The sequence below is a fragment of the Kitasatospora sp. NPDC087271 genome, assembly GCF_044744605.1.
In the GTDB taxonomy this organism is placed as follows: domain Bacteria; phylum Actinomycetota; class Actinomycetes; order Streptomycetales; family Streptomycetaceae; genus Kitasatospora.
This window is the reverse complement of the sequence record NZ_JBIUYQ010000012.1, coordinates 17,874-30,557: the sequence shown is the minus strand read 5'-3', so window position 1 is coordinate 30,557 and position 12,684 is coordinate 17,874. Positions and strand designations below refer to the sequence as shown.

The window sequence follows — 12,684 nt, the reverse complement described above, 5'->3', positions numbered from 1 at the left end:
GGATGACGACCATCCATCCTCAACCACGCCCGTCCAGGTCGGGACAGAATCCCGCTTCCTCCCCCGCCAAACCGACAGCTCCGACAGCTCCCCCACCCACCGCTGAGCCCCACCACAACCGCAAGCCGATGCTGGAACCCTCAGCCGGAATGGACCGACGCGCTCCGCCCGGGCTCGCCCGCAGGATCGTTCGCCAGCCGGCTGAGCGCCGATCCCTTCAGACCGCCATGGACCAGACAGCCGGAGTGCTGAACCACGCCGCCAAATTTTCCGCAGAAAATTCGACGGACCTCAGAAAGGACACCGGGACGGCCCGCCGGTTGCTCAGCTGACATACCGTCTGCACCGGTAGCAAGCGACGGCACAGCGCGGCCCGAACCGGGGGAGGATCGCGGGGGAGTCGCGGAGAACCCGGCTCACCGCGAGCCCCCGCCTCGCCCGCAACGTCGAGAACGACCGCCCCAGGCCGTGTCAGTCGACCTGCTCCACTGCGGCCCAAGCACGACCGAAGGTCCGCCAGCGGGCCGCCGCTTCCGCAGCGCCCAGTCCGAAGGCGCAGAATTTTCCGCAGAAAATTCGGGGGGATAGCTGAGCCAGCGGGGGAGCGGCAGCCCGATCCAGATGACGCGTCGGCCCCACTTGCTCACTGCCTCCTGAATTTTCCGCAGAAAATTCTGGAGGCAGCAAATGGTCGATCAAAGTCGGCAGCTTCGGCTCGGTGGGCCGTCAGGTTCGGCGAACCCTGTCGCGGCGGTGCTCGCACACCCTGAGCAGACGGTCCGCCGCGCCTTCGCCCGCAACCGGCACGCCGCTCCTGAACAGCGCGGCCGGCTGGTCGACGACCCCGATGCCTTCGTCTGCGCAGACCTTGCCGCAGGTCCGCGCCCACGTCTGAACAGGGCCGAGCCGCTGCCCGACGACGTCCTGGAAATCCTGCTGACCACCCGCGACGAACACCGCCGGGACCAGTAGTTCAGCGCGGACGAGATCCGGCAGGAGCTGGCGTTCTCCGGGCAGATCCGTGCATCGTTCCGCCGTAGGATGCTCGACCACCCGAACCCCGTGCTTCGGGCCCAGGCCGCCAGCCTGTGGCTGTGGCTGACTCCCGGCCAGCGCGACGCGCTCCTGGCCGACCCGGAGCCCAGCGTCTCGGAGACCGCCCGTGACCACCGCCGGATCCTGGACCCGGCGGCGATGGAAGCAGAGCTGCCGGAACACGCCTGTCACTCCCGGAATCTTCTGCTCGTCAACTACGCCGTCTCCCACGCCGTGGCCGAGCAGTACCTCGCCGAACGGCGCGACCTGTGGTCGCTTGCCCGCAACCCCCACACGCCCGGCGACATCGGCGCTGTCGGCGAGATGTTCATCGAGCCGGGACGAGCTGGTACGAGGCGTGCGCCGCGTCTGCGGATCCTCGGCTGCGCCGAGTCGCCGCGACCTGCCCCCTGCTGTCGGCGGAACTGGTGCACCGTCTGGCCGAGGACCCCGACGCGGACGTGCGCCACCTGCTGTCCTTCAACCACCCGCTGGCACCGCCCGCACTCGTTCTCGACGCCTTCATCGCCGCACCACGCCAGCGGCCCTATCTGCTCACGCTGCCCCGCCTGCCCCGCACCGGCCTGGACCACCTGCTCGACCACGACGGCCCGGACATCCGCGCCCTGGCCGCCTCCGACGCCGGCCTGGACCAGCCGCCCGTCCATCTGCTCGCCGACCCCGAACCCCGCGTCCGTCAAGCCGCGGCAGCCAATCCGCGCCTTCCTCTCGACCTGCTCTCGGCTCTGCTGAACGATCCGGAGCACGCGGAAGGAGCCGCAGCCAACCCGAACCTGGCAGCTGACCGCCTCCACGAGTTGCTCGACCTCTGCGGACTGCCCGGAGCCGCAACCCGGTGAGGCCCCGACGGCCGTGAGGTTTCAGCGGCCGCTCCCGATGCCCAGGAGACGGAGCAACAGCATCGCGGCAGCGTCCGAACTACGTGCCGTCGCCTTGACGAACGTGTGGTCGTCGAACGAACTGGCGTACCCGTGGCCAAGTCCGTAGCCGGAGGCGACGGCCCGGGAGCGCCCGGTTAGGCTGAAGCGGCACGTCAACGGCCGTGGGAGGCCGGGGACGGTCCTGAACGAGGGGGAGCATGAGCGAGCTCGACGACCTGCGGATGCGCCTGGCGGCACTGGAGACGGAGGTCGACCGGCTTCGGAAGGAGTCCGTCGCGTCGCGCACGGGGGCGGCGATGGCCGGCCGGGGCGGTGCGAAGGCAGCGAGAGCCGCGAAGGCACGTACGTCGCCGCGCGGCCGCGCCCAGGGGGAGGACGAGACCGGCACGGGGGAGAGGCCGGGGGAGAGGGAGGCCGAGACTGGTCAGGCGATGACCTGCCTCGCCGAGGCACTCGGCGTCCTGGGCGCCGGGCGGATCCGCCAGGTCGAGGTCCCGCAGACCCAGGTCCTCCGGGCCCGAGTCCTCCAGAGCGAAACCCTACGGATCCAAACGCTGCAAGCCGAAAAGCCGCGGGCCGAAGACCCGCAGACCGAGGTTCCACAGACCCTCACCCCGGCCCTGGAACACCCGGACCGCACGCCCCCACAGCACGGCCGGTTCCTGGACAGCCTCCTGGCGGGGCAGTCGGCCCTCTTCGAGGAGAAGCGCCGCCCGGACGCCGAGCCGTAACCGCCGGACGAAAAGCAGCCGTCTGAGCAGAACGGCGTGGGTGCGAGTGCACCCACGCCGATACGGTCACGCCTTCGGAAGCGTTATCCCCAGTTCGAGCATCGCCGGCGAGGCCGGGCCGCCCTCGGAGCGCTCGGTCTTGTACCCCTTGACGCCGGGGGCAACGGTGCGCGGATCGACGGCCTCGGAGGGGGCGCCGGTGGAGTAGAGGCCCTCGGGGTCCTGGTCGCGGTCGTGCGGCAGGAGCCAGAAGACGCGGCGGCGGAAGGTGCCGGAGGCCCGGGAGGACCTGGCATCGGGGCCGAGGATCGCATAGCCGACCATGCGGCCGTCGCGGTGGTAGGCGGGGCGGCCGCGGCGGGTGGTGAGGCGGTCCAGGGACTGGCGCACGTAGTCGAGGTCGGTGGTGTCCTCAAGCCAGACGAGATCGGTTTCGTGGGCGAGCTCGGCCGGGTCGATCAGCGCGCTCACGCGTTCTGCTCCTCTGTGTCGTCGGTGATCAGGCCGATGCCCGGGTAGTACTTGCGACTGTTGGACAGGACCATCTCCTTGGGGGAGGTCATACCCAGTGTCTCGCGAACTCGTGCAGCGAACGCACGACCGGATACGGGATTGGCGCCTTCGAATCCGCACCAGCGGGTGTACGCGCCGAAGAGCTGGGACTGTTCGGCGCGCATGCCCTCGCCTGTGATGCAGGCCTCCTTGAGGAAGCGGCCCACGTGGTCCTCGGTCTCGGCGTAGGCGGTGGTGGCGACCTGGACGCGCTGGGGGCCGGCGAGGTCCTTCTCGCCGGCGAAGTAGCGGCGGGCGCCGTCGATGAGCCAGGCGAGGATGCCGGGGCCCTCCTCGGCGACGAGGACGTGGGCCAGGTTGTCGATCTTACGTTCCTCGGGGACGACCCGTTCGAACGGGATCAGGCGCATGCGGCGCCAGAAGGCGAAGCCGCCGGTGCCGACCTCGGGGCGGTGGTTGCCGAGCAGCCAGAGCTTGTGGGTCGGTTCGAAGGAGAAGAAGTCCTGGCGCATCCGGCGGGCCTTGATCTTGTCGCCGCCGGTGAGGAGCTTCACCCGGGCCTCGTCGAAGCGGTCGCCGGGCTTGAGCTCGGAACAGACGATGATACGTCGGCCGTGGAGTTCGGCGAGGTCGGTGGGGTGCCCGTCGAAGGTCTTGGCCATCAGGAAGCCGGGCGGGGCGGCGTCCGCGTAGTCGCCGAGGAGCTGGATCATGACGTCCAGCAGGACGCTCTTGCCGTTCTTGCCCTGGCCGTAGAGGAACGGCATCACCTGGGCGCCGACGTCGCCGCTGATCGAGTAGCCGAGCAGCAGGTGGAGGAAGTCGCGGGTCTGCCGGCCTTCCTTGTCGTCGCCGAAGGTGTCGGTGAGGAAGCGGTCCCAGCGCGGGGTCCGCATCCGAGCGGGGGCCAGGGTGGTGGAGCGGGAGTGGTGGTGGACCTTCGGGTCGGGCGGGACGATGGCGCCGGTGCGCAGGTCGACCACGCCGCCGGGGGTGCACAGGGCGTAGGCGTCGGCGTCCAGGAGGGCTGCGTTGAGGACCATGCCCGGGGCGGACTTCGCCTGGGCGAGCATGGCGTTCATGCCCGAGGTGGAGAGGGCCCGGCGGCGGTGCCGACGCAGATCGGTGTTGGTGTAGACGCCGCGGGAGTCGTGGGTGGCGATGCTCTCGGCCATCTCGCCGGCGGCCCACAGGACGGTGTCGTCCTCGTCGAGCTGCCAGCGGTGCGCCGCCCAGCGGTACCAGCCGAGGCCGGGGACGTGGCGGTAGTCGCCTCCGTAGAGGTGGACGAAGAGCTTGGCGTTGCCCCGGTCGGACAGCGAGTCGGGCAGGAGACCGTGCGCGCTCGCCTCCGGCCCCGCCGGGGCCTGCTTGCTCTCCTGAACCGGCTCGGGGGCCGGCGCGGGTTCGGCGGACGGGGTGTCGAGAAGGCTCTCCTGGACGGGGGTGCCGTGCCAGGGGGGCGGGGAGGCTGGGCCGGGGACCGGCGGGTACTCCAGGATCTGCTGGGCCGTGGCCACGGGATCGAAGACCGTCCTCTTGCGGGTGCTGTCGTTCATCCGCGTGCCTTCCCGACGTGCAGGGGCTGTCGGGCGCCGGCGGCGAGGCCGGAGCGGATGACGGCGGAGCTTTGCCTGTCCTGGCTGGGGCGGGCGGTGCGGGCCGCGTCCAGCAGGAGCCGCTCGGCGGCGGTGTGGGTCAGGTGACCGGCGGAGACCAGGCCTCCCATCGTGTAGGCGGCACGGTTGAGTTTGCCGGTGAAACCGGCCCCCTCGGGGGTGGTGGCGCAGTCGGTGACGTCCTGGAGGACGGTGTCGAGGACTCGCTCGGCCCCGCGCTTGCCGCCGCCTGCCGCGACGACGGCCGCGCGGCCGCGGTCGGGGACGGACGGCTGGGAGGGGCGCGGGGTGCTGGGCTGGTCCTTGAGGTGGCCGGTGCGGACGAGTTCGTCGCTGAGCCACTGGGGCAGGGGCGCGGGGGTCCTTGCCCCGGGGAGCGCGGTGTAGGTACCGGCGGTGGTCACGGTGCCGGGGGCGACGATGTATCCGCCGTGGGCGCGCACGTCGACCTGCCAGGCCAGGGCCCGGCCGTTGGAGGAGCCGGTGGAGCAGGCGAACCTGCGGGGGGAGTCCTCCTGGTACCAGATGTGCAGCCCACCGGAGGGGGTGCGCACGCGCAGGGTCTCCGTGTCCGTCGCAGGGTCAGGAGCCTGGCGCAGGGCCGCGAGCAGAGCGAGGGTGTGGTAGCCGTTCTCGAGGCCGTCGAGGTTGACGTTCTCGTGGATCGGAATCCCGGGCAGGATCCGGTCCCGGGCGGGGACGGTGCTGGGGTGGCTGTCGACGTCGATGACGACGAGACCCGCCGGGCCACAGGCGACGGCGGTACCGAAGTCCGGGTTGACGCGCCACCAAGCGGTGAGGACGTCCTGGTCGAGAGTGGCCGCGTGGAAGCCATGGCACCAGCGACCGGCTGCAGGGCACGGGCAGTCGGCGGGACTGTGAGCCGGCTCCTGGCAGGGTTGGCAGTTGGCAGGCGGGGTCTTGCGGCCTGGTGCGAGCGGGTGGACGGGCCAACCCTGGACGGCGCACCAGCGCGCGACGGCCAGCGCATCCGGCTGGCGAAACGCTCGGTCGCTCCCCACGGCCTTAGGCGCCGTCACGCTGGTCCCTCTCCCCATGGTTGGTAGCTGCTCGGACTTGAGTCGCTCGTTCAGTCGCTGAGGGCAAATAGCCAGGTCAGGGCACTGGCGGGCGCCGGATCAGCGACTGAAGCGACCGAAGTCCAGAAGATAGCTCACACAGACTATCCGAGCGAGGACGTGGGGACGCGAACTGCCGGAGCCTGCGGCGAAACTCAGCTACCGAAACCCGGGTCAGCGACCGACCCCGTTCAGTCGCTGGTTTCGGTCTCCCTGCATTTTCGCAGGTCAAAGCCGCTTTTAACAGCAAACAGCGACTGAAGCGACTGTAGCCCGGGTCTATAACGCGCACACGCACAGGGGAATGTCTTCATATACCTGACCTTGAGTCGCTTCGGTCGCTGACGGGGTGGGTGAACCTACCCTGACCTGGGGTTTTTCCCAGCGACTGAACCCCAGCGACTGAAAGCGACTGAGTCTCTCGGGCACTGTTCCCCGGCGTGTCGCCGGACCAGGTTCTCGTGGAAGTCCCCAACTTGGGTCGCTTGGGTCGCTTCAGTAGCTCCGCCGCAGGGCCGGGAGAGTCGCTTCGATGCTGTGACCTGGGACTATGTCCGCAGGAGCGATCAGTGCCTGAACACTTCCAGCACTGAGTCGCTGAGTCGCTCGGGTCGCCCCTGCCCTCCGAGGACAGTGCCGTTGCCCTGCTGTCCCGGTACGCACGGCCTGTTTGTGGCCCCGGATCCGGTTCGGTCGCTGGGGGCCTGAGCCGGCGGAGGGCCCGAAGCCCCAGGACGTGCCCCGGCAGGGCAGCTACTGAAGCGACCCAAGCGACCGAGTTCCCGACTTGGTGGAGAAAGCCAACGGGTCCGAGGTTCCGTCGGCCTTCGGCCGAGTTCGTTGCTGAGGACGTGCTGGAGTCCGCCGGGGTGGTCCGTGTTGCCCGACACGCCGTCCTCAGACTTGTAGCGGGGTGTACGCCGAACTACGATTCGCCGGTATGAAGCAGCTGAACGTGCGACTGGACGACGCCGTGCACGAGGCTCTGGAGCAGCGGGCGGAGGCCGCCGGGCTGAGCCTGACGGACTACGCGCGCAAGGTGCTGGCCGAGGAGGCGGACGAGCGGCGCGAACGGTTCCTGACAGCTGCGGCGCACTTCGCGCCGACGTGGGCGCCGGCGTTCGAGGCCGAGTTCGGCCCCTACCCGCAGAGCACCCGTGGCGCCGCGGCGGACGCCGCGTGATCCTCCAGATAGACCGGGCGTGGCTGCTTGACATCGCCCACCAGTTCCTGCCCGCCGATCCGGACGTCACCGACTACGGCACCCTCGCCGCCGCGGTCGCCCGCCACCTCGACGAGGTCATGGACGTGCCGGTGTACGGCGAGGTGCACCAGCGGGCAGCGGCCCTCATGCACCAGCTGGTCCGCGTCCCGGCCCTGGAGTTCGCCAACGAGCACTTCGCCGCTGTCGTGGCCGCCTCCTACCTCAGCGCCTCCGGGGTCATCGTCACCGCGGAGCCCAAGCAGGCCGCCGACCTGGCCGCCCGCATCCGCGCCGGGGACGCGGACGTCCGCGCGACGGCGGCCGCCGTCCGCACCTGGTACCGCTGACCCCGGTCGACGACCGGTCAGCCGGGATCTGGACGGCGCCGGGCTCCCGGCACGGTCCTGCGGTCCGTGTTTCCGGAGCACGACGGTCGGGCAGCCGGGGGAGCCCCGCGGCGCTGTCCGGTGACGAGTGGCGGTCACCGAGGGCACGGCCCCAGCAGTTACCGGAGGCACCGGACAGCGACTGTCAGACCGGCATGCAATCGTGTGTGGACGGGTGGCGCTCGCGGAGAGCCGCGCTGACGACGAACGAACGGGGGCCGCGATGACGGGCTGGGACGGTGTGACCTGGAACAGCTGGCGGGACCACGACGGCATCCGTGCGCGGCTCGACGTTGGACGAGGAGTTCATGGAGGACTTCCTCGACGACCCGAACGAGTACGACATGGACGAGGGCCTGCTCATCGCCGGTGTCACGACCGTGCCCGGTGGATGCGTCGTCACCCAGCCCGGGGCTACACGCCGTCCACCCCGGGAGTGATGGCCCGGCTGACCGCCGGCACGGTCGGCTACGGCCTGTACGCCAACCCCAAGAGCGGCAACCAGGGCAGCATCGTCCGCGACGGCACCGTCGAAGCCTGGGACCTCCACCCCGGTGACGCCCTCCTCCCGAACCCCACCCCGGATGAGGTCCTGACCGGCTACCTCTACCACCACCACGCCGTCGCCCAGGCCTGCGCCTTCGCGGGCCTGCGCCCCGCCGACGCCCGCGCCGTCACCGGCCCCGCCGACAGCTGGATACGGCTGCCCGACGTCGACTACCGGGAGCGGTGAGGGCACTGACCCGTCCGTAGACCCGGGCTGGGCCGGGCGGGTGGCGTCCGAGGGCCCACCGGTGTGGTGACAAGCCGTGGCGGTAGGCGGTGGCGGGAGGCTGGTGCCCCGTTGGCGGACGAGGAGAGCCGGTGAGTGGGCGAAGCCCTGGAGGTGACCGCGGCCCCGTGTCCATGGGCGCGGGCGGGGGACGGACGGCCGGTGATGCCGGTGTGCTGGGGACGGCTCTCGGCGTGGTGCTGGCGTTCTCGCTCGCGCAGGGGTCATGGCAGTGGTTCTCCACCTATCTCGGGGTGACGCTGCTCGCGGTGGTCCTGTCCTTCGGCCGTGTGCCTCTGCCGGCGCCGGGTCGGCGGGCGGCCTACGGGCGGAGCCTGGTGGCGTACTCGCTGGTCGTGGGGCTGTGCGTGGTGCTGGCGCTGGCTCCCGCACTTCAGCGCTGGGACGGGCTGTTTCCCATGCCGGGGACGCGGAGCGGGTGCGTCGAGGCCGGCCGCTACGAGGTCCTGCGGACGCAGGCCACGCTGGGGGACCTGGCCGGGCGTGCCGGTGACGCGTTGGCATACGTGCAGCGGGAGCAGAGCCGCCAGGCCGTCGACGTCTGCCGGGCGGCGACGACGACGACGCGTTGGCTGCCGGTGTACGCGCTGGGGGCGGCCCTGCTGGTGGGCGCGGGTTCGTGGGCTTGGGCGCGGTTCCGGGCGCGGAGCACGGCGTTGGGGGTCGGCTGAGCCGGTTCCGGGCTCAGGCGCCGGGGGTGAGGAGGGCCAGTAGCTGGTTCGCCACCGCGTCCGCGTCCGGCCCGGCCGCGTAGACGTAGTTGTCGGGGCGCACGGCGGCAGCGGCGGCGCCGAGGTCGGACAGCCAGCGACGGTGGGTGCCGTCCGGGTCGGCGACGACGGCTCCGGCGGCAGCGCCTGTGGGGGTGGGGCCGAAGCCGACGACAGTGACGCCCAGGTCGCTGAGCCGGGCCCGGGTCAGTCGGGGGAGGGCCTGTTCGGCGACCAGCAGCCGGAAGCCTCCGCCGACGATGTCGTCGAGCAGGCCCGTCCGTCGGCCGTCGCTCACCCGGCCCTGGACGGACAGTCGGCCTCCGCCGGAGGCGAACAGGCCGGGGCCGAGGTCGGGCAGCCGGATCCGGTCCGGCTCGCGGAGCGCGCGCCGGTGGGCGATCAGCGTGCGGTCGCGCTCGCGGGCGAGCACCGGGTCCCGCAGGGTGTGCTGGCGGCCGAGTTCCATGCTCGTGGCCGTCACGCCGCGCACATGCGGCTCCCGCTCGCTCTGGTAGGTGTCGAGCACCTCGGCGCCCCGGATGCCGCGCAGCACGAGATCCATCTTGAAGGCGATGTTGAGTGCGTCCCGTATCCCCGAGCAGAGCCCTTGCCCCAGAAAGGGCGGCATCTGGTGTGCGGCGTCTCCCGCGAGCAGGACCCGGCCGTCCCGCCAACGCCTCGCGACTAGCGACTGGAAGGTGTAGGTGGCAGTACGGGCGATGTCGGCGTCGTCGCGGGACAGGTAGCGGCCCACGCGGGACCACACGCCGTCCGCCGCACGTTCCCGCCCGAAGTCGTCGTCATCGTCGAGCAGGAAGCAGAACCGCTGGCGTTCGGCACCGGTGGTGATGACGGTGGTCGGTCCCTCGGGATCGCCGATCTGCAGCATCGACGGCAGCCCCAGGTCGGCCGCGGGGCGCCGGAGGGTGAAGTCGCAGACCAGCCAGGGTTCGGAGAAGCCGAGGTCGTCCTGCTCGACGCCGAGGGTGTTCCGCACGAAGCTGTTCCCGCCGTCGCAGCCGATCACGTAGCGCGCCGCGAGGGTCGCACCGTCCGACGTGTTGAGGGTGACCTGGTCACGGTCCTGGGACAGGCCGGTGACCGTCGTGCCGAAACGGAGGTCGACGTTCGGCAGCGAGGTGCACAACGAGTGCAGTGCCGTCTCCAGGTCGGGCTGGTGGAACTGGTAGAGGTCGGCCCAACCGCTGGCGCCGACGTTGCGGAACACCTGTCGGATGAGGAGGTCACCCGCTCCGTTGCGCCACTCGTACGCGTCCTGTGTGCGCAGGGTGGGCGCCAGTTCGTCGACGAGTCCGAGCCCTTGGAGCGCGCGCATGATCTCGCCGTCGAAGCTGGCGGCCCGCGGGAGGCCGTACAGGCCGGGGTAGCGTTCGAGCACCACGACCGAGTGCCCGGCCTTGCCCAGCAGGGCCGCGAGCGTCATGCCGACCGGCCCGCAGCCGACTACGGCGGCTTCGGCGCATACGGCGGCTCCGGCGGCTTCGGTGAATGCGGTGACTTCGGTAGGGGACGGCGTCCGGTTCTCAGGGTGCCTGTCGTTCGGCATGTCCGCAGCTCCTCGGGGGCGGGACGGAGGGTGTGGTGGCCACGACGTCAGTCTCGAACGCTCCTGACACGATGTCTAATGCATGCTTTGCACAGGGAGTTTGCGTCAGACGCAAACGAAGGGGGCGTCCGTGGCCGACCAGTTGGACCTCAACCTCTTGCGCGTGTTCGACGCGTTGATGGACACCGGCAGCGTGTCCGCGGCCGCGATGCGTCTTCATCTGTCCGTTCCGGCCACCAGCAGGGCCCTGGGCCGGCTGCGACGGGCGATGAACGACCAGATCCTGGTGCGCGCCGGCCGGGGCCTCGTACCCACTCCGTTCGCCCAGCGGTCGGCCGCCAGGGTCAAGGCGCTGCTGGAGGCCGCGGCCGAACTCCGGGTGGACGCAGCGGGAAGCGACCCGCGATCGTGGCGGCGCACCTTCGCCATCCGGGTCAACGACGGACTCAGCCCCGTCCTCGCGCCCCGCCTCACCCACCGGATCGCCGCCGAGGCACCCGAGGTCCGCCTGCGGTTCGTCGCCCAGGACTCCAAGGAACCCGATCGGCTACGCGACGGCTCGCTCGACCTCGACATCGGCGTCGCCGACCCGCCCCCTCCGGACGTGCGCGCGCGAACGCTGTTCTCCGACCACTTCGTCGCCGTGGTGGCGGCACACTCCGATCTGGGAAAGGCCGCACGGCTGACGGTGGACGACCTGTGCGCCCACCCCCACATCTCCGCCTCCCGCCGGGGCCTCGCGCACGGGCCGCTGGACGAGGCCTTGCACCGCCTGGGCCGCTCCCGCCGCGTCGTCGCCGTGGTGCCCTCCTTCGCCGTGGCAGCCTTGATGGCGCTGGAGGGAGACGTCATCTGCCTCGGCCCCCGGGTGGTGGCGGACCACCTCGTCGAGCGACAGGTGCCCCTCCGGTGGCACAAGGTGCCACTGGAAATGCCGGCGGCCGACATCGAACTGCGCTGGCACCGCCGACTCGACGACGATCCCGCGTCCCGGTGGCTCCGCCGCCACGTGCTGGAAGCCGTCGGACCGCTCGCCGCCACGCTGCGCTGAACCGGACGTGAGAACCGCCGGGACCACCTGCCAACGCACCCGTCAACGCCCGTTCCGTGATCGCCGCCGCAGGTGCGATCTCCGCGATGCCGTCAGGAGAAGTCCAGTACCAGCCGGCCGCGCAGGCCGCCGGCCTCCAGCAGGCGGTGGGCCTGGGCCGCCTTCTCGGCCGGCAGCACGTCGGCGACGTGCAGGGTCAGGGTGCCGTCCTCGACCTGGCGGCGCAGCGTGTTCAGCCGCTCGGTGTCGGTGATGCCGTCCGTCACCATCACCGGGCGTACGCGGATGCCGCGTTCGGCGGAGCCGGACCAGCCCCGCAGTTCGGCCAGCGTTCCGCCGTCGGCGATGGCGGGCACCGTCTCGGTGGTCTGTATCGAGCCGTCCACCAGACCGGGAACTCCCTCGGGTACCAGTGCGCGGATGCGGGCGGCGACCTCGGGTCCGCGTTCGACGACGTGGTCGGCGCCGAACCCGCGCACCCGGTCGGTGTCGTGCGGGGCGGCGTCCGCGATGACGGTCAGCCCGTCGGCCTTGGCCAGTTCGACCGCGTATCCGCCGACGGCGCCGGCCGCGCCGGTCACTGCGACGGTTCCGTCCGGCGGTACGGCCAGCGCGTCCAGGGCGAGGCGCGCGGTCATGGCGTTCATGAGCAGGGTGGACGCGGCAGCGAGGTCCACTCCCTCGGGGGCCGGCACCACCGAGGTGGCGGGTACGACAATCTGCTCGGCGTAGGCTCCGCCGTGGGCGCTGGTGAACAGCACGATGGCGACCACCCGTTGGCCCACGGCAAGCCGCTCGTCGGCCCCGGGGCCGAGCTGGTCGATCACGCCTGCGGCGTCCATGCCGGGCACGAACGGGGGCCGGCGCCCGGGCATGCGCGAGGTGTGACCGCCGCTCCGCAGCATGATGTCGGTCGGGTTCACGGCCGCCGCGTGCACCCGGATACGGACCTCACCGGGTCCCGCCTGAGGTTCGGGCAACCGCAGGACGCGCAGCACGTCCGGACCGCCGAAGTCGTAGACACCAATGGCCTTCATACCCCGTGCAATGCGTCTGTTCGGCGCCGTGTTCCCGCTCAACGAGGCCGGAGC

General features: G+C 71.3%; 14 protein-coding genes. 9 read left to right on the top strand and 5 right to left on the bottom strand.

From position 1 onward, the window contains the following. The first annotated feature begins 753 nt into the window (after window positions 1–753). The 3 genes from ACIO9K_RS21000 (at window position 754) to ACIO9K_RS20990 (ending at window position 2,668) form a co-directional block, all read left to right on the top strand. Entirely contained in the window at window positions 754–972 is a 219-nt protein-coding gene (locus ACIO9K_RS21000; protein WP_400331830.1) for a hypothetical protein, read from the top strand. A 491-nt stretch (window positions 973–1,463) separates the two neighbouring features. Beyond that, entirely contained in the window at window positions 1,464–1,895 is a 432-nt protein-coding gene (locus tag ACIO9K_RS20995) for a hypothetical protein (RefSeq protein WP_400331827.1), read from the top strand. Window positions 1,896–2,134: 239 nt separating this feature from the next. Continuing rightward, window positions 2,135–2,668, top strand: coding sequence for a hypothetical protein (locus ACIO9K_RS20990; protein WP_400331824.1), 534 nt, complete (start codon window positions 2,135–2,137; stop codon window positions 2,666–2,668). A gap of 66 nt (window positions 2,669–2,734) precedes the next feature. Here the strand turns inward: ACIO9K_RS20990 and ACIO9K_RS20985 are convergent, their stop codons facing one another. The 3 genes from ACIO9K_RS20985 to ACIO9K_RS20975 are packed head-to-tail and all read right to left on the bottom strand — an operon-like array spanning window position 2,735 to window position 5,822. Further along, the gene (locus ACIO9K_RS20985) at window positions 2,735–3,139 is read right to left on the bottom strand and encodes a DUF6009 family protein (RefSeq protein WP_063352543.1); all 405 of its coding nucleotides are present in this window, start codon (window positions 3,137–3,139) and stop codon (window positions 2,735–2,737) included. After that, window positions 3,136–4,740 carry a phage/plasmid primase, P4 family gene (locus ACIO9K_RS20980; RefSeq protein ID WP_363584263.1) on the bottom strand — a complete coding sequence of 535 codons (1,605 nt, stop codon included), beginning with the start codon at window positions 4,738–4,740 and terminating at the stop codon, window positions 3,136–3,138. Before ACIO9K_RS20980 ends, ACIO9K_RS20985 begins: the two co-directional genes overlap by 4 nt. Next, window positions 4,737–5,822, bottom strand: a complete 1,086-nt coding sequence (locus ACIO9K_RS20975; protein WP_363622574.1) for a bifunctional DNA primase/polymerase — start codon at window positions 5,820–5,822, stop codon at window positions 4,737–4,739. The genes ACIO9K_RS20980 and ACIO9K_RS20975 overlap by 4 nt, the downstream gene beginning before the upstream one ends. 997 nt (window positions 5,823–6,819) lie before the next feature. Here ACIO9K_RS20975 and ACIO9K_RS20970 point away from each other — a divergent pair. The 5 genes from ACIO9K_RS20970 (at window position 6,820) to ACIO9K_RS20950 (ending at window position 8,933) form a co-directional block, all read left to right on the top strand. Continuing rightward, window positions 6,820–7,062: a plasmid mobilization protein gene (locus ACIO9K_RS20970; RefSeq protein WP_063352545.1), complete on the top strand. Its 243-nt coding sequence runs from the start codon at window positions 6,820–6,822 to the stop codon at window positions 7,060–7,062. Continuing rightward, window positions 7,059–7,430, top strand: coding sequence for a fic family toxin-antitoxin system, toxin component (locus ACIO9K_RS20965; protein ID WP_400331818.1), 372 nt, complete (start codon window positions 7,059–7,061; stop codon window positions 7,428–7,430). The genes ACIO9K_RS20970 and ACIO9K_RS20965 overlap by 4 nt, the downstream gene beginning before the upstream one ends. Before the next feature lie 317 nt (window positions 7,431–7,747). Then, entirely contained in the window at window positions 7,748–7,909 is a 162-nt protein-coding gene (locus ACIO9K_RS20960) for a hypothetical protein (RefSeq protein ID WP_400331815.1), read from the top strand. Then, on the top strand, window positions 7,909–8,202 hold the full coding sequence (locus ACIO9K_RS20955) for a hypothetical protein (RefSeq protein ID WP_400331812.1): 294 nt from the start codon (window positions 7,909–7,911) through the stop codon (window positions 8,200–8,202). The genes ACIO9K_RS20960 and ACIO9K_RS20955 overlap by 1 nt, the downstream gene beginning before the upstream one ends. A gap of 173 nt (window positions 8,203–8,375) precedes the next feature. Continuing rightward, a complete protein-coding gene (locus ACIO9K_RS20950; RefSeq protein WP_400332188.1) occupies window positions 8,376–8,933 on the top strand; it encodes a hypothetical protein in 558 nt (185 codons plus the stop codon). Window positions 8,934–8,946: 13 nt separating this feature from the next. On the opposite strand, the gene ACIO9K_RS20945 is transcribed toward ACIO9K_RS20950, so the two are convergent. Then, complete coding sequence (locus ACIO9K_RS20945; protein ID WP_400331809.1) at window positions 8,947–10,542, bottom strand: bifunctional 3-(3-hydroxy-phenyl)propionate/3-hydroxycinnamic acid hydroxylase; 1,596 nt, start codon at window positions 10,540–10,542, stop codon at window positions 8,947–8,949. A 130-nt stretch (window positions 10,543–10,672) separates the two neighbouring features. Here ACIO9K_RS20945 and ACIO9K_RS20940 point away from each other — a divergent pair, with 130 nt between their 5' ends. Further along, window positions 10,673–11,593, top strand: coding sequence for a LysR family transcriptional regulator (locus ACIO9K_RS20940; RefSeq protein WP_400331806.1), 921 nt, complete (start codon window positions 10,673–10,675; stop codon window positions 11,591–11,593). Window positions 11,594–11,685: 92 nt separating this feature from the next. Here ACIO9K_RS20940 and ACIO9K_RS20935 read toward each other — a convergent pair whose 3' ends face one another. Continuing rightward, window positions 11,686–12,630 (bottom strand): NADP-dependent oxidoreductase, encoded by a 945-nt coding sequence (locus tag ACIO9K_RS20935; RefSeq protein ID WP_400331803.1) that lies wholly within the window; start codon window positions 12,628–12,630, stop codon window positions 11,686–11,688. Between the last annotated feature and the right edge of the window lie 54 nt (window positions 12,631–12,684).